Origin of the sequence: Paenibacillus sp. FSL H7-0943, assembly GCF_037963265.1 — a bacterium.
GTDB lineage: Bacteria > Bacillota > Bacilli > Paenibacillales > Paenibacillaceae > Paenibacillus_AQ > Paenibacillus_AQ odorifer.
Map to the genome: position 1 here is coordinate 2,008,743 of NZ_CP150148.1, position 22,261 is coordinate 2,031,003.

9 protein-coding genes are annotated in these 22,261 nt (G+C 44.5%); 7 read left to right on the top strand and 2 right to left on the bottom strand.

The annotated features are described in order from the left end of the window. The first annotated feature begins 504 nt into the window (after positions 1-504). The gene (locus tag NSQ55_RS08645; protein WP_175617328.1) at positions 505-8,301 is read left to right on the top strand and encodes a pullulanase; all 7,797 of its coding nucleotides are present in this window, start codon (positions 505-507) and stop codon (positions 8,299-8,301) included. Between the two features lie 163 nt (positions 8,302-8,464). On the opposite strand, the gene NSQ55_RS08650 is transcribed toward NSQ55_RS08645, so the two are convergent. After that, on the bottom strand, positions 8,465-10,210 hold the full coding sequence (locus tag NSQ55_RS08650) for an alpha-glycosidase (protein ID WP_076126468.1): 1,746 nt from the start codon (positions 10,208-10,210) through the stop codon (positions 8,465-8,467). Positions 10,211-11,029: 819 nt separating this feature from the next. Here NSQ55_RS08650 and NSQ55_RS08655 point away from each other — a divergent pair. The 6 genes from NSQ55_RS08655 (at position 11,030) to NSQ55_RS08680 (ending at position 19,482) form a co-directional block, all read left to right on the top strand. Then, positions 11,030-12,361 carry a maltose ABC transporter substrate-binding protein gene (locus tag NSQ55_RS08655; protein WP_076126469.1) on the top strand — a complete coding sequence of 444 codons (1,332 nt, stop codon included), beginning with the start codon at positions 11,030-11,032 and terminating at the stop codon, positions 12,359-12,361. Positions 12,362-12,468: 107 nt separating this feature from the next. After that, positions 12,469-13,782: a sugar ABC transporter permease gene (locus NSQ55_RS08660; RefSeq protein ID WP_036684375.1), complete on the top strand. Its 1,314-nt coding sequence runs from the start codon at positions 12,469-12,471 to the stop codon at positions 13,780-13,782. Next, the gene (locus tag NSQ55_RS08665) at positions 13,779-14,621 is read left to right on the top strand and encodes a sugar ABC transporter permease (protein WP_036684372.1); all 843 of its coding nucleotides are present in this window, start codon (positions 13,779-13,781) and stop codon (positions 14,619-14,621) included. Before NSQ55_RS08660 ends, NSQ55_RS08665 begins: the two co-directional genes overlap by 4 nt. A gap of 97 nt (positions 14,622-14,718) precedes the next feature. Continuing rightward, positions 14,719-16,773, top strand: coding sequence for a methyl-accepting chemotaxis protein (locus NSQ55_RS08670; protein ID WP_339172639.1), 2,055 nt, complete (start codon positions 14,719-14,721; stop codon positions 16,771-16,773). A 167-nt stretch (positions 16,774-16,940) separates the two neighbouring features. Next, the gene (locus NSQ55_RS08675) at positions 16,941-17,858 is read left to right on the top strand and encodes an AraC family transcriptional regulator (protein ID WP_076184739.1); all 918 of its coding nucleotides are present in this window, start codon (positions 16,941-16,943) and stop codon (positions 17,856-17,858) included. Positions 17,859-17,976: 118 nt separating this feature from the next. Then, positions 17,977-19,482 (top strand): alpha-glucosidase/alpha-galactosidase, encoded by a 1,506-nt coding sequence (locus tag NSQ55_RS08680; RefSeq protein WP_076184661.1) that lies wholly within the window; start codon positions 17,977-17,979, stop codon positions 19,480-19,482. Between the two features lie 1,578 nt (positions 19,483-21,060). Here NSQ55_RS08680 and yhbH read toward each other — a convergent pair. Next, the gene (yhbH, locus tag NSQ55_RS08685; RefSeq protein ID WP_036684553.1) at positions 21,061-22,224 is read right to left on the bottom strand and encodes a sporulation protein YhbH; all 1,164 of its coding nucleotides are present in this window, start codon (positions 22,222-22,224) and stop codon (positions 21,061-21,063) included. Between the last annotated feature and the right edge of the window lie 37 nt (positions 22,225-22,261).

A 22,261-nucleotide genomic window follows, 5' to 3' on the forward strand; every position in this document is an offset into this window, starting at 1 on the left:
ATATGTATAAATGCGGTCTGAATTTTGCGAAAAGAGCATTCGCTGAATGCAAACGTATGGCTTAAAGGATGCAAGAACTTAGCTGAAAGGAAGGGAAGAACAAGTTTCGTTTTTATTGCGGCTTTAAATTGAGCTTTTATTTTAGAAAATACTGGTTGACAATACCGTAAATTCGGCATTAGTATGTAAATCAAAATACAGCAAGCGTTTTCATTGGGTATTTTTAGGCTGTAATCAGTTGCACTAACGATCGGGTTTTATGGACTAGTGTTTGTGCATAGCTTTTTGCAAACGATTGCACTAATTTTGACATGATGTATCAAGCTTTTACTTTGATAAAAGGATGGTGACAGCGTTGATTTGGCTTGACGAGCCCTACATATAGACCTTCTTCACCTTCAGAAGGAATATGCATGATTTATAATCTCATAAATTGGAGGGGTTTGTGAAATCATGTATCCGCTTGCAAAAAGGGAATTCATAATTATGGGAGGTTTTGCAAAAATGAAAATAACTTTATGGGGGAAGAGGGCATTTGCGATCTTTATGATCATTGCTCTCGTGTTCTCTGGTCTTGGACTACATCCTGTTAATGTTAAAGCAGCAACGACGAAGGTTGTATTGGTTGGGGATCTGCAGTCTAAATTTACATCGACAGGTGCGGAAGCGCCGGGTAAGGATTGGGATGAGACATCAGTAGTTACCCAAATGACCTATTCAGATAATGGCCTATATTCTTTTACAGGCACTCTGCCAGCAGGAGAATATAACTACAAGGTTACTCTAAATGATTTATGGGATGAGAATTATGGATTCACAAGTTACACCAATCCTCAGGGGACCAATGATGGGGAGAATATCCATATCAAGCTGGAAACAGAGACTGCCGTAACCTTTTATTATAATGACTTGACTCATAAAATAGCTGATTCCACGTATTACACACCGATTGCTTCCGCTAAACTACCAAGATTGACAGGAAACCTGCCGGCAGAAGCACTTACTACATTATCTGATCCTGATTTTGATGATGTTTACAGTACGGTGGCTACCCTTCCTAAGGGAGATTACACCTACCAAGTTTCTGTTCCAGGAGACGGTGAAGCCGGGGATCAATTGTATCCCGAAACTGCTAATAATCTGAGTCTTCCTTCAGATCTGCCGGTTACCTTTAAATTTAATCCACTGGATGGCAGTGTGACAGCCGAATATAAAATTCCTTCTGAACCTGTTGAGGTTACCCCTGTTCCGGCTGGACACATCCGTATTCACTACACTCGGACAGCTGGTGACTATGAAAATCAGGGATTATGGACATGGGATGATGTTCAATCCCCTTCCGCAAATTGGCCAACAGGGGCAACTCCATTTCCTGAAGGGCAAATTGATTCTTATGGTGCTTATGTTGACGTGCCAGTGAAGGATGGAGCTAAGAAAATTTCGTTCCTTGTGGTAAACCGAGTCACTCAGGCTAAGGATGAAGGCGATAAACTCTTTGCCATTAACACGCCTGAGACGAATGAAATTTGGATCAAGCAAGGGTCAAATGATGTAACACCGTATGAACCAGTTGCACTTGCTCCTAATACAGTGCGAATTCACTATACCAGAGCTGATACAAATCATGATCAATACGGACTTTGGCTGTGGGATGACGTCGTAGCCCCATCCGAAAATTGGCCGTCTGGTGCCACTCCTTTTGTGGCAGATCAAACAGATCGTTATGGTGCATATGTTGATGTTCCACTTATTGAGAACGCGAAGAAAATCGGCTTTATTGTGATGAAACCTTCGAACGGTGATAAGGACGGTGACAATAAAACCTTTAGCCTGCTGGATCGATACAATCAGCTATGGGTTAAAGAAGGAGACAACAATGTTTATGTTTCTCCGTTTGGAGAGACACCAATTGGCTTAGTATCCGCAGAGGTGTTGTCGACGAGCAAAATCCTTCTCGGCTTCACACTGACTGACGGTTTGGATCCAGCTGCCTTAAAGACAGCAATTACAGTTAAGGATAAAGAGGGTGCTGCAGTCCCGATTACTGCGGTAACCCTTACAAGCAAAACTTCAATCGAAGTGGATACAGAAGCTTTTGATTTGGAAAAAGTTCCGCTTAGCGTTACTTATTCAGGTAAAACAGTCTCCGCCGCAAGTGGCTGGAGAATGCTTGATGAAATGTACAATTATACAGGAGACGATCTTGGAGCTACGTATAATGCTGACAAAACAGCCACATTGAAATTATGGGCACCTAAAGCAAGCGGAGTCGTTGTAAATCTTTACGATAAGAATGACTCTAACGTGCAAGTGGGTAGTGTTGCTTTAACACTCGGCGAGCAAGGGGTTTGGTCAGTCCAGCTGAAGCCAGCTGATTTGATAGGCACAGCGGCAACAGATGTAAGGGGCTTCTTTTATCAATACGAAGTAACGAATGACGGTGTAACCCATAAGGTCCTTGATCCTTATGCTAAATCAATGGCGGTATTCACTGTTGATACCACAGGTGCTGCTGGTGCCGGCGGGGATACAGTGGGCAAAGCGGCTATCGTTGATTTAAGCCAGACGAACCCTGATACCTTTGGGTATGCTGATATAAAAGGCTACGAAAAACGTGAGGACGCCATCATCTACGAAGTCCACGTGAGAGATTTTACGTCAGATGTATCGATCGAGGATAGTCTGAGTGGGGAAAGATGGGGTTCTTATAGCGCTTTTGAAAAGAAACTTGATTATATTAAATCTCTTGGTGTAACGCATGTTCAGTTGCTTCCTGTGATGGCTTGGTATTACGGGGATGAGACGAAGATGGGGACTAGAGAGCCAGAGTATTCCGCAAAAAACAATGAATACAACTGGGGGTATGATCCTCACAGCTATTTCTCTCCGGACGGGGCTTATTCACAGAATCCTGCCGATCCAGAAGAGCGGATTAAAGAATTAAAAGGTTTGATTGATGCCGTGCATGAAGCTGGAATGGGTGTCGTTCTGGACGTAGTGTATACTCACATGGCTAAAAAAGAATTTTTAAACGACATCGTACCTAATTATTATGCCTTCCAAGATGCAAACGGCAACTTTATCGGGGGGTTCGGCAACAATTTAGCCACCAACCATAAAATGGCTGAGAAGCTGATGGTTGATTCGGTAAAATACTGGTTTGAAGAGTATAAGATTGATGGAATGCGCTGGGATATGATGGGCGATGCGACAGCTGATGCTGTTCAGCATGCTTATGATGCCGCGGCAGCAGTGAATCCGAAGGCACTCTTTATTGGTGAAGGCTGGAGAACATTCGGCGGCGCTGCGGCTGATCCTTCTCTCGCTGGGCAAGGTGCAGATCAGGATTGGATGGACAAAACGGATAGTGTCGGTGTTTTCTCCGATGAATTCCGTAATGAATTGAAGTCTGGTTATGGTTCCGAAGGTCAGCCTAGATTTATTACCGGTGGAGCACGTCCGATCGCTACAATCCTGGACAATATTAAAGCTCAACCTTCGAATACACCAGCAGATGATCCGGGTGATATCGTCCCATACATCGAAGCTCATGATAATCTGACACTTCATGATGTCATAGCACAATCGATCAAGAAGGATCCGGATATTGCTGAGAATGAGCTTGAAATTCAGCAGCGGATCAGATTAGGAAATATGCTCGTATTAACTTCTCAAGGTACAGCCTTTATCCATGCCGGTCAGGAATATGGGCGGACTAAGCAGTGGAAGGGCACAACGGATCCTGAGGATAAATTCACAGAGATGTTCGACAATAACAACCAATCGTTTGGCTATTTCATTCATGATTCTTACGATTCATCGGATGCAGTTAACATGTTTGATTGGACCAAAGCAACGGATGAATCTAAGTTCCCGGTACAGAACACGACAAGAAAATATACGTCGGGTCTGATGGAGCTGAGAAAATCAACGGATGCCTTCCGATTGGGCGATAAGGATTTGGTTGACTCTAACATTAACCTGATCCCTGCTCCAGAAATGAAGGATAACGATCTTGTCATCGGTTATTCCAACAAAGCAACAGATGGTACTGGCATCTATTATGTCTTCATGAATGGTGACAGCACAACTAGAAAGCTGACCTTATCTGAGGATTTGACGGGTGGTCAAGTGCTTGTGGACAACGATGAAGCTGGTGTTACAGCGATACCGGCTGCGCAGCAGACAGGTTTTATTTTGACAGCAAATTCAATTACATTAGAGCCTTTGACGGCTGTGATTATTCAAAAGGAAGCTGCACCAGTTACGCTTACCTCTTTGGAAACAGATAGTGCAAGCTACACGCTGGCAGCAGGCAATACGCATCAAACCGCTGTTTTTGCGAAATATGATGACAATAGCAGAAGTAATGTTACTAAGAAGGCTACTTACCTTTCCAATAAACCTGAAGTGGCTACAGTAACTGATAAAGGTCTAGTCAAAGCGGTTGGGCTAGGAACGGCAACCCTTACTATCTCTTATGAGGGTGTTTCCACAACCGTCACCGTTAAAGTTACTGACAAACGATATGTTCAATTCACTTATACCCGTAGCGATAAGGACTATAAGGATTGGAATATCTGGGTTTGGAACACTGGAGCTAAAAATGACCAGATTGATTTCACAACCTTTAAGAATGGCACAGCGAGCGTTCTGATTGAGGTTGCGGAGAATGCAACAAGCGTTGGATTTGTCCTGCGCAAAGGTACGGATTGGAACACGGGAAAACAAGACTATCCGGACGATCGTGTCATACCGTTGACCCCTGGTGAACCGTTCACTAAGGTGTATGTAACCAGTATGGTTAAAGAGCTTGATATCAAACCAAGTATTAGCGGCCCTATTTTAAAAGATGGAACGATTACTTTCAGATACCGCGACGACGCTTTGTTCCGTAATGGAAATATGGACGCAATAACAGCTGCTAAAGTAAAAGTGAACGGCACTTCGTATCCAATGATCTATGATCCGGCTAACGAGTGGTTCACTTATACACTGGCTGATTTAAAAGAAGGTATGTATAAATATACTTTCTTGATTACTAAAGACGGCGTCACTACCGAAATTACAGATCCAAAGAATACGGTGAATGATGAATCTGTTATTGATTATCATCAACCTGTCGTTACGATTACGGCATCCGTAAGTCCAGAGGCAGTCACATCCAATCAGAATGCTGTTGTAAGCATCAACGCTTCCTCTTCGGAAGAAGTAACTTACTCTGAAGCATATATGGATTTAACCAATCTTGGAGGACCTAGCAAAGTTAAGCTGGATACGGAACTCTTGAAACAAACGGTTGCTGTGAAAGACACGGTGTCAGCGGGCATCAAGGATATTCCGATTACGCTCGTAGACCAATACGGCAATGCACATAAGGAAAAGGCTACACTTGAGGTAAAAGCAAGAACCTATACAGGGGATAAGCTGGATTTTGATTGGGATGAGGCCCGGATTTATTTCGCGCTTACAGACCGGTTTAAAGACGGTGACCCAACGAATAATGAGAATGTAAATAAAGATCATCTGGAAGCTTATCATGGTGGAGATTTCCGAGGGATGATCGACAATCTCGATTATTTGCAAGAGCTAGGAATTAACACGTTATGGATCACGCCAATCGTAGATAATATTGATTTTAACAAAGGCGTTGACTTTGGCAGCGAACAATATGGATACCATGGGTATTGGGCAAAAGATTTTACCAAGCTCGACGAGCATCTTGGCGATATGGCAACCTTCAAGGAGCTGATCGAAAAGGCGCATGACAAAGGGATCAAGATCATGGTTGACGTTGTACTCAATCATACGGGTTACGGTCTGAAAGCTGAGGATACCTATCCGACAATTACAGCTGAGGATAAAGCACGTTTCGAAGGGATGCTGCGCACGGATGGTGTATCCGCAGATACAGATCCAATTAAGGGTGAGCTTGCTTTCCTGCCAGATTTCAAGACGGAAGATCCAGCCGTTCGTGAAAAAATTATCGCTTGGCAAACAGGCTGGTTAGACAACGCACGTACGGAACGTGGAGACACGATTGATTATTTCCGTGTGGATACAGTCAAGCATGTGGACGATACGACTTGGAAAGCCTTTAAAAATGCACTGACAGCGATTGATCCAAACTTCAAAATGACCGGCGAATACTTCGGTGGAACCATTGATAACAATGGTGGAATGCTCGAAACTAGCCAGATGGATGGTCTGCTTGATTTTGGATTTAAAGATGCAGCCAGAGATTTTGCAAATGGTAAGGTAAACAGTGTGGATGCTTATCTGCAGGAACGTGAATTAAAGATCGACAATACGAAGATGATGGCTCAATTCCTGAGCAGTCACGATGAGAATGGTTTCTTGTCTGATTATGTGGGAGGCGATAAAGGCAAGCTGAAGATTGCTGCAGCTCTGCAAATTACCGCCAAAGGACAGCCGGTAATATACTACGGAGAAGAACTGGGGAATTCCGGAAGCAATGCTGGAAATATGTCTGAAGGTCAATTCAGTGAGAACCGTAAGGATATGCCTTGGGATCAATTGACGGCAGAGAAGCCACTACATGACCATTATCAAAAGCTGTTGAATATCCGTGCGAAGTACTCCAAAGTGTATTCCAAAGGTGTGCGCACGAAGCTCGCAGGTTCAGATGATTCAGGTTATTTGGCTTTCAACAAATCTTATGAAGATGAGAACGTAGTGACGGTAATCAATACTAAAACTAGTGAGAATTCTGTAACGATTCCAGTACCGTTTGCTGCCAATTCATCGGTAACCGATGAATACAGCGGTAAAACATACATGGTTTCCGAAGACCAAAAGGTAAATATTGATCTGCCAGGCAGAGATGATGGAGGCACGGTTATTTTGGCGGAAGTATCGGATGTTATACCGACACCAACGCCGACACCAACGCCGACGCCGACACCAACGCCGACGCCGACACCATCGTCGACGCCAACGCCGACACCAACGTCGACGCCAACGCCGACGCCAACGTCGACGCCAACGCCGACACCAACGTCGACGCCAACACCGACACCAACGTCGACGCCAACACCAACATCGACGCCGACACCAACGCCGACTCCAGAAGTAACACCGTCGCCTGAGGTGACACCAACATCAACACCAACGCCAGAAGCCACAGCGGCACCAACCTCTGGAGTTGTTGTTAACCCTAGCCCTACACCGCCAGCGGATACTCAGGTTGTGAATGAGGATAGCTTGAAGAATGGTAAAGACGGCAAGGTGCAAATTGATGTTGCTGCCGGTAAGACAGAGGTACGCTTACCTTTACAAGCTGCACAAATACTAGGAACTAATGATCTTGTATTTAAAATGGGGGATCTGTTAGTTACTATCCCTAGCCAGCTTTTAAGTACAATGCCAAGTTTAGCTTCAGGTATTGATGGGGTAGGTGCCCAAATCTTGCTTGAACTGAACCCACTGGCGCAGTCTGCTGCGAAAGCCATAGTAGACGGTTTAAATAAAGACAGTGCTCATGTTAGCTCTCTTTCCGATTTATTTGAATTCAGACTTAGCGTGCTGATGAAAGACGGTACTCGGATTGTAATTAAGCAGTTCGATGAGCCGATTACGATCTCATTCAAGATTAAAGGGCAATTCAACAAGGACTTAATCGGAATCTATTATTTAAGTGATAATGGCGGGTTAGAGTACGTGGGAGGACAGCTGAATGGAGAGGTGATCACGGCACAAGTCACACATTTCAGTAAGTATGCTGTGCTTGAAATCGATAAGTCGTTCAAAGATGTTCCTGCAACCTATTGGGCATTTAAGGCGATTCAATCACTTGCCGCCAAACAAATTGTGTCAGGGGTCACTACCTCTGAGTTTGATCCAAAAAGTAATGTTAGCCGTGCGGAATTTACAGCACTACTAGTACGTGCACTTGGCTTAAAAGCGGAAGGGCAGGTCCTGTTTACTGACATCAGGTCAGATGCATGGTATGCCTCATATGTAGCCACAGCTACTAAGCTGGGTATTGTTAGTGGACGGAGTAATAATAGTTTTGCGCCGAATGCATCAATTACCCGTGAGGAAATGGCTGTTATGGCGATCCGCGCACTTGAAGTGAAGTCTGGTAAGAAGCTTGAACCTGTAGCAGCCTCTACGGCATTTACTGACGCTTCAAGTATTAGCAAGTGGGCGGAAGCCTATGTGAAGACTGCAGCAGACTTAGGACTCCTGCAAGGCCGAGAGAACAATCGATTCGCTCCAAAAGCATGGATGACCCGCGCAGAAAGCGCACAGGTTATTTATACGCTGCTGAGCAAGTAGGCTAAACTAAGGTGTGCTGAATTCTGGCACCCCTTAGTTTGAGCAGCGGTTAGCATTTTAGTATGCTCCAAAAGAAAACAGGGTATCCCGAAGCGATTATCGCTTGCGAGATACCCTGTTTTGTTATGCTGTATGGCTGGGCAGTGGGAAGAAAAGAAATCTTTTAGATGATTGCCTTTAGGATAGCGAATCCATAGGCTGGCATTTTCACGATCAGCTTGCTGCGTTCTGTGCGCATTGTTTCGCCTGTAAACAAGTTCTCCCAATCCCGCTCGTCTACGTCAATACGGAAGGTCTGAGCGGTCTCTTCACTGTTGATTAGTACCACAATCGTCTGCAGATCCAGCCGGCGCTCATAGGCTAGCTTGCTGCCTTGTTGTCCTGCCTCAAGGAAGGTAAATGTACCTGTGCGGAGAGCAGGGTGGTCATTGCGTATTTTAATAAGCTGACGATAGAACTCGAAGAGCTCTCGATCCTGCTTTTCAGGGTTCCACTCCATGCATTTGCGGCAACCAGGGTCACCTTCACCGTCCATGCCGATCTCGTCACCGTAATAGATGCAGGGAGTGCCCATAAAGGTGAATTGGAACAGTGCCGCTAATCGCATCTTGTTTTTGTCTCCAGCAGCCAGCGTAAGCAGTCGTGGAGTATCGTGGCTATCCAGCAGATTAAAAGCAACTTCACTAGCCTGCAGCGGGTAGCGTGATAACTGTTTACCAATGGAATTGGCGAATCCTTCAGCATCAAGAGTGCCATGCACAAAGAAGTCAAGGACGGCGTCAGTGAAAGGATAGTTCATAACGGCATCAAATTTATCGCCTTCCAGCCAAGGTGCAGATTCATGCCAGATTTCCCCCAATATATAGGCCTCAGGATTAGCACGTTTAACCACCTTGCGGAATTCCCGCCAGAAATCATGATCCACTTCATTGGCAACGTCCAGACGCCAGCCATCGATCCCGACTTCTTTGATCCAGTATTCTGCGACTTTCAGTAAGTATTGTTTAACTTCAGGGTGTTCTGTGTTTAGCTTTGGCATTAGCGGTTCAAAAGCAAAGGTGTCATAAGTAGGGACACCGTTTTCAATCTGAAGCGGAAACTTGCGAATATGGAACCAATCTTTAAAGGCGGAAGCCTCTCCTTTTTCTTGAACATCTACAAAAGGAGCAAAGGTTTTGCCAGAATGATTGAATACGGCATCTAGCAGGACACGAATCCCACGTTTATGGCAGCTATCGACGAGCTTTTTTAAAGTCTCAATATCTCCAAAATGCGGATCGACTTTCATATAGTCTTCTGTATCGTATTTATGATTAGTAGTTGCATCAAAGATAGGTGTGAAATAAATAGCAGTGATCCCAAGCTCGTTAAGATGATCTAAATGATCAATAACCCCTTGCAGATCGCCGCCAAAAAAATTGGTTGGTGTTGGTTCGGAGCCCCATGGCTGAACATTTTCCGGATCAAGGCTCGGGTCACCATTTGCAAAGCGTTCTGGGAAGATCTGATAAAAAACAGCGTCCTTTACCCAGGCAGGCGGAGCAAATACATCAACGCGGTTAATGAAGGGGAATTCGAACAGCTTGTTTGGGTTTTCCGGCCGCACCGTTTGAAAGTCACTTTCGGTCATCCAAATTCGTTCGTTATCTTTTTGAAGTAAGAAGCCGTATTTCAAGCGGCGGTAGAGAGGTACTGAAGCACATTCCCAATAGTCAAACATAGCATCGGAGGTGAAGAGGGTCATGGGAATTAGCTCTTTTGTGGTATCCCAAGCATATTTATCTCCAGCAAAGGCGAACACTTCGGTTAAATCCCCTTTTTTAGCGCGTAGACGCAGGTGAATCGTACTTTCATTATAGGCATAAGACCAATTTAACCGCGGACGATGATACACTGCTTCCAGTAACATGATAAATCCTCCTAAAGTTTTGTTAGCGTTACTTCCTCGAACACTTCGGCAAAACCACATCGAAAGCATAGGCTAAGTTTTGTTAGCGTTACTTCCTCGAAAGCATAAACTATTCCCGGACGATACTCCACAGAGCGCGTGGAATGTAGAATGTCGCTATTGTTATTGGTTGCACAGTTTTTTATGCAACATGCACTAAATCAGTAGCAGAGTAGCACATAACAAAGAGGCACAACCACCGCGAAGTAGCTTGCCCGAGGTTGTACCTTTGATAAGTAACATTGCCTTTTAATTATATAGAACAGGAGGCAGACAAGGGATGTTGTGCTTCATGCTGGACAGCCTCTTAACGTTTTGGATTATAGCATGGAATAAAAGGGCTTTCAATACTCTTGTTCAAACCATTGCACTAAATTTCACTAAAGTAAACGAGCATTGTGAAGGGCAATTTATGAGAAATCTCTTGAAATAGAGAAAATGTGGCATATTAGGGGCAAATAAAATAGATATTCCAATAATAAACACATGAATTATCGACTAATTAAAAGATATCATGTGAAAAATGGAGATATATGCCTATAATGTATATCAAATAATGGAAAATGACCCAATACAGTATATGCAAACGTTTTTAAAAACAATCGTTACTGTTGTATGATGTACTCATGAATGAAGCGCTTTCTTACCTGTGAAATGCAGATACAGAAGGAGCAAGCTAAAAGAAGAACTTTTTTTTTAGCCTTTCTGAAATCGTTTGCGCAGATTGCAGCACTACTATTTTCCATCTTACGTTTTTAAAAATTGGGAGGGGTTAAAGTAATGAAATTGAAAAAAATGATGGTTATCACCGCAGCTTTCTCAATGGCTCTGTCCGTTACAGCATGCGGTTCCAACAACAACAGTACGAATAACGGGGGCAACAACGCAGCAAAAGCTACTAATAATGCTACTACAGAGACTGCAGCGCCAGAGAGCACAGATGCAGCAGCAACAGATGAAATTGTACCTGAAGATGGCGCAACTCTAGTGGTATGGGAAAGTAAAGAAGAAAGACCTTTTGCAGATGAGATTGCTAAACAGTTCACAGCAAAATATAACGTTCCAGTCAAGGTTGAAGAATTGGCACCACCAGATCAAGTAACTAAACTTACTCAAGATGGTCCTTCAGGATTAGCGGCAGACGTTATTCTTATCCCTCACGATAACTTAGGTAAAGCGGCAAGCGCGAGCTTGGTTCTTCCTAACGATGTCTTCGGTGAAGAAACAAAAGCTAACAATACTGAAGCTTCGATTATCGGATCTTCGTACGAAGGCGAATTGTATGGTTACCCAAGAGCAGCAGAAACTTATGCATTGTTCTACAATAAATCGCTTGTTAAAGAAGCACCTAAATCATTTGATGATGTTCTTGCATTCAGCAAAACATTCACGGATAAATCGAAAAATAGATATGGGATTATGTGGGAAGTAGGAAACTTGTACTTCAACTACATGTTTATCGCTTCCGATGGCGGATACCTCTTCGGTAAGGATGGTACGGATAAAGATGATATCGGTCTTGCTAACGATGGCGCAATTGCAGGACTTAAAGAATTTGTGAAACTGAAGGAAGCATTGCCAATTAAGAGTGGTGATATCAACAGTGATATCAAACGCAGCTTGTTCAACTCTGGTGATGTAGCTATGGATATCACAGGTCCATGGGAGCTTGGAGGATACAAAGAAGCTCTTGGTGACAACCTTGGTATTGCTCCAATCCCTACAGTGAATGGCAAAACAGCAATTACATTCTCTGGTATTAAAATTTTCGCAGTTAACTCGTTTACTCAATATCCGAATGCTGCTAAATTGTATGCGAATTTTGCTTCAAGCAAAGACGCTCAGCTGTTACTGAACAAAACGATTGGTTCGGTTCCTACAAACAACGAGGCGCTTCTTGATCCACAGATCTCTAGCGATCCATATGTCTCTGTTTTTGCAGAACAAGCTAAGAACTCCCAACCGATGCCTTCTATTCCTGAAATGGGTAACGTATGGAGCCCAGTGAATGCTGCCCTTCCAGAAATTTGGGATAAAAATGGGGATCCAAAAGCAGCAATGGACAAAGCTGTACAACAAATCAAAGATTTGAATAACAGTGCATCCCAATAAGGATCATAATTCACTGTCTTAACAGCATACAGTGAATCAAGCTGCCCGCCGCATGTTTAGCGGCTGGCAGCTTCTTATTTTCACTCGGAGAGGAGAACGGAAGCGAAATGCAACGACATCGCACGAGGGCCGCAATACTGTCGACGATTTTTATGGGATTGGGACAAATATATAACCGCCAATTCGTTAAAGGAATATTATATTTAGCCGTAGAAGCTGTAGCCGTTTTTTATTTTATTGAGAACCTTGCCAACTCTTTATGGGGCATCGTAACACTAGGAGAGAATCCGAGTCGTCTGGTTAAAGTGAAGGGGATCGCCAAGATGGTTACCGGTGATCACTCGATTTATATCATGATCCAAAGCTTGATCACCATCCTTATTCTTATTCTATTGATTATCGCCTGGTATTTGAATATCAGAGATGCTTACAAGATTGGAGAAAAACGTGATAACGGTCTTCAGGCAAACACTTTTAAACAAAGTGTTCGTTATATCCTGGATTACAAGTTTGCTCAAGCGTTTCTAGTCTTGCCGGGCATTGGTGTTCTATTCTTTACGATTATGCCAATTATCTTTATGATCCTGTTGGCCTTTACGAACTATTCCGCACCTGATCATCTTCCACCCGCCAAATTGGTGGACTGGGTTGGATTTCAGACCTTTCGTAATTTATTGGTCCTTAAAACATGGAGCCACACTTTTTATGGTGTATTAACATGGACAATTATATGGGCAGTTCTTTCAACCATTACTACATACTTCGGAGGACTGTTGGTCGCTTTGCTGGTGAGTCAGAAGGGCATTCGCTTCAAAGGAATGTGGAGGGTAATTCTGATTGTGCCTTACGCGGTGCCACAGTTAATCTCGCTTCTGCTCATGCGCAACTTATTTAACGGTCAATTCGGGCCTATCAATCAATACATGGGGTATTTTGGATTGGATGGATTACCGTGGCTGACTGACCCATTCTGGGCTAAGGTTACCGTAATTATCGTTAATATGTGGGTAGGTATTCCTGTTTCTATGCTGCTTATCATGGGCGTTCTGACTACTATCCCACGGGATATGTATGAAGCTGCTGAGGTGGATGGAGCCTCGGGTTATCAGAAGTTCCGTATCGTAACGTTGCCGATGGTATTGTTCTCTACAGCACCAACCTTGATCACGCAGTTTGCAGGTAACATCAACAACTTTAACGCGATCTTCCTATTAACTGGTGGTAGTCCGGTAAATGGTGACTATCAATATGCCGGTTCTACGGACTTGCTAGTAACCTGGTTATACAAATTAACGCTAGATCAGAATAAAAACAACATGGCTTCGGCAATAGGGATTATTATCTTTATCATTGTCGCTTCATTCTCCCTGTACAATTACCGCCGGACAAAGTCATTTAAAGAGGAGGATATGATCCAATGAGCAGAAAAGTCGCGAACATTATTCGCTTAGCAGGTAGTTATATTATCTTGATTGCTTTGTCGATAGCTGCACTCTATCCTGCCCTTTGGATTCTTTTAGCTTCTTTCCGACCTGGTAAATCATTGTACAGCAAAACGTTTATTCCCGAGCAATTCACTTTATCACATTACAGAGAATTGTTCACATCACCCAGCTATATGTTTGGGACTTGGTATGCCAATACCTTGAAAATAGCTGTGTTCTCGATGCTTATCGGGGTAGTTCTTACTTTGTTAACCAGTTATGCCGTATCCAGATTCCGGTTTAAAGCGCGTAAAACAGCGTTATCCACCGTATTGATTCTTGGTATGTTCCCTGGTTTTATGAGTATGATCGCTATTTATATGCTGCTTAAAGAGTTTAATTTGCTGGATACACATATTGCGTTAATTATCGTTTATGCGGCTGGGGCGCCGCTGGGGGGGACCTTTATCGCCAAAGGGTTCCTCGATACGATTCCTCGTTCCTTGGATGAGGCCGCTCGTATTGACGGGGCGAGCAATTTCGGAATATTTATGCGAATCATCTTACCTTTGTCACGTCCTATGATCACATATATGGCGCTGACTCAGTTTGTTGGACCATGGGTGGACTTCATTTTTGCGAGACTCATTCTGCGGACTAAGGAGAACTGGACAGTTGCAGTGGGGATGTGGGATATGGTTAACACCAATCAAAACACTAACTTTACCTTGTTCTCTGCGGGTGCGGTTTTGATCTCCATTCCAATTATGATTTTGTTTGTATTCTTGCAACGTCTGCTAGTAGATGGCTTGACAGCAGGAGCTAGTAAGGGGTAAACCCATTCGCTCGCTTCATGCTAATAAATGATCAGGGTACAGCCTTTATACAGAAATGGAGGGCTGTACCCTTATTTCGTCATGGGGAGTGAACTTAATGAAAAAGTCCTGGACTCTATATTTTAAATCTGTTGGAGTTAAACTGTTCGTTATTTTATTTAGTTCTATAGTTCTCTTATCCTCCGTGCTAGGATTGACTTCCTATTTTGCCGCTAAAAATATCATTACGAATGAGGTTGCTGCAGCCTCCACACAATCTGTAGTTCAGGCAGCGGACAAGCTGGATTTTGTGCTGGCAGAGTATGAGGCACTATCAAGGCAGTTTGCACTCGACTCTGTGTTAAAGGGTGATTTAGAAAAAATAAATAGCGGCGAGCTTACAACTGTGGCCAAAGCCGGTGCTGAAGATCGGATTCGCAGAAAGCTGGACTTGGTAAAAGGCTCTGATGAGCGGATGTATGGCGTCAGGCTGGTATCCAAGAGCTTGGTAGACTCAGAATCTTATAAGTCTGCTGGCATAAGTGGGATTCGTAGTGATGAAGGCATTTCCGCAAGATTAGAGCAAATTGCCGCAGCTAAAGGAGAGCCAGTCTGGTTTCCCGTTCGTGAGAAAGGCTTTTTTGATGCTTATACTGAGCCCTCCTTAACTATGGGGAGATTGCTACGTAATCTTTTACATCCCGAAGCGGAGTATTACATGCTAATCGAAGTGAAAGGGAAGGCCATGACTGAAATGCTGTCTAACCTTCAGATTGGGATGACCGGTGAAATTCGTATCTTGAGTGCGGATGGCAGCATTGTGTATGGTGCGGATCATGCCAAGCTGGGTCAACCCTCTTACATAAAAGTTTCAGAAGAACAAGGGAAAGAGCAAAATCATTCATTTACAGCGGAGGATGAGAACGGAAGTTCTCAGCTTGTTGTATACCAACCCCTGGCGACTGCCAAGTGGATGCTTATGGGGTATGCTCCTGTCAGTGATTTTACTAAGTCTGCGGACAAGCTTTTATATATCACATTTTCTGTGGTGCTGGCGGCAGCCTTAATAGCACTACTAATTGGTTATATTCTTGTTCGATTGGTAGGGCGCCCGCTGGGTAAGCTGGCAATCTTGATGGAGGAAGGAGAGCGTGGGAACCTACAGGTACGAACCAATTTCAAGGGCAAAGATGAGATTGGCCGCTTGGGTCAAAGCTTCAACAAAATGATGGAGCAGATCTCCTTACTTGCAAGGCAGAGCGGGAATTCGGCAGATGAGGTCCTCCTTACTTCGGAACAATTAGTACAAGCATCAAGTACAATCTCCCTCCATGCCAGAGAGGTTGCGACCGCTACCGGTGAGATTGCAGCGGGGTCAGCCAGCCTCGCTGTTGAAGCCGAACGCAGTTATCACAATGTTGAGATTATCGGCAACAAAATGAGTGAAGTGACGGAAATAAATACAGTGATGGACCATTCAGCAGAACGGGTCATTGAGGTTAGCAATCAAGGTACAGAGCTGATGAAGCTGCTGGTAGAGCAGAGTGAGTCTACGGTAGAGGTGATCAATCGAATTCAAGATAATTCTACTAAGCTCAGAGAAAGCACTCAATTAATTCGCAGTATACTCAGCCCTATGATTGCTGTGAATAAGCAGACCAATATTTTGGCACTAAATGCTACCATAGAAGCAGTTAGAGCAGGTGCGGCAGGTAGAGGGTTCATAGTGATTGCTGATGAAATCAGGCAGCTCGCTAACCAGTCGAATGAATCGATTCAATCGGTCTCCAAGATCACGGAAGAGATTGGTCTACATATCGAGAACACCGTTAAGGATATCAATGAAGCCGCTCCTAAGTTCCGTGAACAAATCTCTTCTGTAAGAGAGTCGTCAACGATATTCGCGAGTGTCAAAGAGGAAATGGAACATTTCATGAAACATATTAGTGAATCTTCTGCTTCTGTCCTCGAACTGATTGAGTTCCAGCGTCAACTCGGTGAATCCATGGCCAGCGTAAGCTCCATCGTCCAGCAAACCACTGCTTCGACGGAGGAGGTAGCTTCTATGTCATCTCAGCAATTCACGGTTAGTGAGGAATTGGTTGCCCTATCGGAAAAGCTGGAGGGCTTGGCAGCCGATCTTAAGCACTCTTTGGTTTCTTTTCAAGTATGACAATATTATTCTAATAGAGACGGGCAATTTTCCAATATAATGGAGAGTTGCTCGTTTTTGTTGATTTGATTGCTATCGGACGTTATCTTGTCTTCGAAGTGGCTAAAGAGATACACTTGTATTAAGTAATAAATGAAGAAAGTAGTGATCCATTGACGAACTTAAATCTGAGCCCCAGCGGGAGTCTTTTTCAGCAGGTTTTAATCGAGGGAGATTATAGTCCTCATTTTTTTGCTTACTATTATAAACAGTGGAATAACTACAATATGTCTTACCATCAGCATAATTCAACGGAAATCATGTATTTGATCTCAGGAAGTTGTATCGTGGATGTCCGTCCAAGCTCAGGAGGAGAAGAGAGAGTTCGGCTGAAGCGGGGAGAATTGATCATTTTAGACGCGAATGTTCCGCATAGGCTGATTGTTGAAGAGGGGGCACCTTGTCGGATGCTAAATGTGGAATTTGGCTTCATGGAATATAGAGGGGTTGCACCCTCTGTTGGCAAGCTAGCCCGTAAAGAAACGGCGCTCGCAGAAATGCTGCAGCTTCCTTTTTCCAGTTTAGTAATGCCTGATCCGGAGGAAATCTATCATGTTCTAAAGGGACTTGTGTTAGAGCTTGATCAGAGCGGCGGAAAGGGTGGAAGTATGGTTGATTTATTATTTTGTGAGCTTCTGTTGCGGTTATCCAGACTTCGGCAAGAGCAGCTTCATACCAGCCAACAGCCCTCGCAGCTTTATGTGCGCCGGAGCATTGAATTCCTGCATCAGAACTATGACCAGAACATTCAGGTTAAGGACATCGCTGCCGCAGTTAATCTGCATCCCGGATATTTGCATCGAATTTTTAAGAGCCATACGGGTCGGACGCTCAGCGATTACTTGAATATGCTGCGAATGGAGAAAGCGAAGATGCTGCTTGGGCAGAGCGACATCCCGATTGCTGAAATTGCAGATTACGTAGGAATTAGCAGCAGGCAATATTTTCACCTTCTTTTTAAAAAATACGCCGATTGCACGCCTGTAGAATTCCGCAATTCCATTGAGCGTCACGCCTGGAGTTATGAAGAGTATGATTTTCAGTAGATAGGTTAGGATTTTTGACACCTTCTTTCAAAAGAGGTCATGATATTGGTTACGCTTTCCTTAGGTCCCTTGCTACAATGGACAGGAACAACCAATTCATTACCGGAGGATGATAACCATGTCATTTAAAGTGTCTTTTATAGGGGCAGGCAGCATTGGATTTACCCGTGGATTGTTGCGGGACTTACTAACTGTACCGGAATTTAAAAATATCGAAGTCTCATTTATGGATATTAACAGCCACAATCTGGAGATGGTCACGGAGCTATGCCAGCGTGATATTAAGGAGAATGGTTTAAATATACAAATTCAGGCGACAACGGATCGCAGAGATGCACTGAAGGATGCTAAGTACGTATTTTGTACTATTCGGATGGGTGGGCTTGAAGCCTTTGCTACGGATGTGGACATTCCCTTAAAATACGGAGTCGATCAGTGTGTGGGAGATACTCTGTGTGCGGGTGGCATCATGTACGGGCAACGCGGAATTGCGGAGATGCTGAATATTTGCCGTGATATTAGGGAGATGGCAGCACCGGATGTACTTTTGCTTAACTATTCGAATCCGATGGCTATGCTGACCTGGGCCTGCAATAAATATGGTGGTGTTCGGACCATCGGTCTATGTCATGGTGTACAGCATGGGCACCAGCAAATTGCAGATGTGTATGGTCTTAAGAAATCCGAAGTTGATATTATCTGTGCGGGCATCAATCACCAGACCTGGTATATTTCAGCAAGTCATGAGGGGAAGGATCTGACCGAAGGTCTTTTAGAGGCTTTTGAGAAACATCCGGAATTCAGCCGTACGGAAAAAGTGCGCATCGATATGCTTCGTCGCTTTGGCTACTATAGTACAGAATCCAATGGACACTTAAGTGAGTACGTGCCATGGTACCGTAAACGCAGTGATGAAATTATGGATTGGATCGATCTGGGGAGCTGGATTAACGGAGAAACAGGCGGTTATCTGCGTGTCTGCACGGAAGGTCGAAATTGGTTCGAGACCGATTTTCCAAACTGGATGAAAGACCCGGCACTGGAGTATACGAAGGAGAATCGCGGGGAAGAGCACGGCTCTTATATTATAGAAGGGTTGGAAACGGGACGAGTGTACCGGGGGCACTTTAATACAGTGAACAATGGCGTAATCTCTAATTTACCAGAGGACGCCATTATCGAAGCACCGGGATATGTAGACCGGAACGGGATCTCCATGCCATTGGTAGGTGAATTGCCGCTTGGACCTGTCGCCGTATGTAACGTGAGCATTTCAGTGCAACGTCTGGCGGTTGAAGCAGCTGTACACGGCGATGATAAGCTGTTACGTCAGGCATTTATGATGGACCCACTCGTTGGTGCCGTATGCAATCCAAAAGAAATCTGGCAGATGGTCGATGAGATGCTCGTCGCAGGGGAACAGTGGCTGCCTCAATACAGCGAAGCTATTGCTAAAGCCAAGGAACGTTTGGCTTCAGGAGAGCTTATCCCAACGAACGCTAACAACGAGGGCGCTGCTCGCCTGAAGGTGAAGTCGGTGGATGAGATGATGCAGGACCGGGAAGCAGCGAACAAAAATGCTGGTGAGTCTGATAAAGGCAAGGATAGAGAGAAGGTTCAATAAGGTGTAGCATTGAAAGCTTTTTAACTATAAATAACCTCCACATTCCAGAGTTTGGGATTGGAGGTTTTTTTAGGATGGAAGTCTAAGAGGGGGAAAAACAAAACAGCAGTCATAGCTTACGAAAACAAGCTGACATGGGTGGGGAGTACAAGTTTATCGGTACCGATCCAAATTGTGAAATTAGGTTTATAGTAGGAGTTATTATGTAACTGAAAAAAGAAAGTTAGTTTAATTTCACTGGCTTATTTTTTTATCTATACCGTAGCGCCGAGGGCTACAGTAATCCCACACAGTTGCCCTACATACTATACTGACGCATTCCTCGATACTTACGGACTCAGATGAGCAATTTGCCCATCCCCGATACTTGTGGTCCCATATGACGCTATTCGCCCATCCCCCGGTATTTCGGACCCAGATGACGCTATTCGTCCATCCCTCGATCTTACGGACCCAGATGACGCTATTTAGCAATTTATCGCCTTTGGAGCGTATTATCGGACTCCAGTGCAGCTATTGCTCAGAAAGAGGCTCTTTTTTGGTGTTTTTCATGCCTATAGCGGCTATGGGGTCCGATAGCAAGCCAAATATGCGATAAAGCTACGTATAAGGTCATCTGTGTCCGAAAGCGCCGATCCCCCAGTAATCCCTCAGTTGCCCTAATTGGATTTCCAGCGCATTCCCTGATACTTACGGACCTAGGTGACACTATTCGTTTATTCCCCGATACTTGCGGACCTAGATGACGCTATTCGCCCATCCCCCGATACTTTCGGACCCAGATGACGCTATTCGCCCATCCCCTGATCTTGCGGACCCAGATGACCCTATTTGCAAATTTATCGCCATTGGAGCGTATTATCGGACTCCAGTGCAGCTATTGCTCAGAAAGAGGCTCTTTTTTGGTGTTTTTCGTGCTAATAGTAGCTATGGGGTCCGATAGCAAGCCAAATATGCGCTAAAGCTACGTATAAGGTCATCTGTGTCCGAAAGCGCCGCCCCCCCAGTAATCCTACAGTTGCCCTACATACTATTCTGACGCATCCCCGATACTTACGGACCCAGATGATGCTATTCGCCCATCCCTCGATCTTACGGACCCAGATGACCCTATTTGCAAATTTATCGCCATTGGAGCATATTATCGGACTCCAGTGCAGCTATTGCTCAGAATGAGGCTCGTTTTTGGTGTTTTTCATGCCTATAGCGGCTATGGGGTCCGATAGCAAGTCAAATATGCGATAAAGCTACGTATAAGGTCATCTGTGTCCGAAAGCGCCTAACCCCAGAATCCCACAGTTGCCCTACATACTATCCTGACGCATCCCCGATACTTACGGACCCAGGTGACGCTTTTTGCCCATCCCCCGATACTTGCGGACCCAGATGACGCTACTCGTCCATCCCCTGTTCTTACGGACCCAGATGAAGCGATTCGCCCATCCCCCGATACTTGCGAACTTAGATGACGCAATTTACGAAGTTTGTTGTTTTGTTCAAGAAGGAGCAACACCAAAAACGCGGATGTCCCATCAGCCATTTTTGGCTTTTGGGACATCCGCGTTTTGGAGTGGGGGATTAAGAATTAACCGTACCCTTTGGACTAAAGAAAGTCTTCAGCGCCTGATACACTTCTTTTTTGTCTTTAATGACGTAATGCATGAATTGTTCATGTTTCAGATGGCGATAAGCTGACATCAAGGTACTGCTTCGATTGTATTGGTTCACCTCACCGTAGCCGAACATATTGCTTCGTTTCAGCAGTTCTCCGATCAGCTTCACGCAACGTTCGTTGTCGGAGGTGAGATTATCACCATCGGAGAAGTGAAATGGATAAATATTGTACTGCGCAGGCGGGTAGCGGCTATCGATAATTTCAATCGCTCGCTGATATGCCGAGGAACAAATCGTTCCCCCGCTTTCGCCACGGGTGAAGAAATCATGCTCACTGACTTCCTTAGCCTCCGTATGGTGGGCGAGAAAAACAATCTCTACCTTCTCATACTGGCGGCGCAGAAAACGGGTCATCCAGAAGAAGAAGCTGCGGGCGCAGTATTTTTCAAATGAACCCATCGAACCTGACGTATCCATCATCGCAATAATGACCGCATTGGAATGAGGTGTTCTAATATCATCCCATGTTTTGTAGCGCAGATCATCTGGGCTGATACTGTGAATGCCGGGATTTCCGCTGCTTGCATTGCGTCGAAGATTTTCCAGCAGCGTACGTTTTTTATCGATGTTGGACATCATCCCTTTTTTACGAATATCGTTAAAAATTATGGATTTGACCTCGATCTCTTCTTTATTCTTAGGCTTCAGATGTGGCAATTCCATATCCTGAAACAGAATGTCCTCCAGATCTTCCAGATTGACCTCTGCTTCCACGGTATCTTGGCCCGGCTGATCGCCTGCTTTTTCTCCTTTACCGGGCTGTGCCGATTGTGAATCGCGCCCAAGCACATCGCCAACCTGACTTTCCCCGTCGCCCTGTCCTACATGCTTCTGTTTACGGAAGTTATAAATAATCCGGTATTCATCCAGACTGCGAATCGGAACCTTCACAATCTGCTTACCGCCTGACAAAATAATATTTTCTTCGGTAACGAGGTCAGGCAAATTATCCTTGATGGCTTCTCTGACCTTTTGCTGATGGCGTTCCTGATCCTGATGACCTTTACGATGAAGGGACCAGTCTTCTTTTGAGACTACGAAGGAAAAGGGACCGGATGATTGCGACAGGATGACCACCTCCCATGGAATATGAAATGTTGATTGA

Coding starts and splice junctions, on each gene's coding strand:
- NSQ55_RS08645 (WP_175617328.1), top strand. CDS start 505: ATGAAAATAACTTTATGGGGGAAGAGGGCATTTGCGATCTTTATGATC.
- NSQ55_RS08650 (WP_076126468.1), bottom strand. CDS start 10,210: ATGTTACTGGAAGCAGTGTATCATCGTCCGCGGTTAAATTGGTCTTAT.
- NSQ55_RS08655 (WP_076126469.1), top strand. CDS start 11,030: ATGAAATTGAAAAAAATGATGGTTATCACCGCAGCTTTCTCAATGGCT.
- NSQ55_RS08660 (WP_036684375.1), top strand. CDS start 12,469: ATGCAACGACATCGCACGAGGGCCGCAATACTGTCGACGATTTTTATG.
- NSQ55_RS08665 (WP_036684372.1), top strand. CDS start 13,779: ATGAGCAGAAAAGTCGCGAACATTATTCGCTTAGCAGGTAGTTATATT.
- NSQ55_RS08670 (WP_339172639.1), top strand. CDS start 14,719: ATGAAAAAGTCCTGGACTCTATATTTTAAATCTGTTGGAGTTAAACTG.
- NSQ55_RS08680 (WP_076184661.1), top strand. CDS start 17,977: ATGTCATTTAAAGTGTCTTTTATAGGGGCAGGCAGCATTGGATTTACC.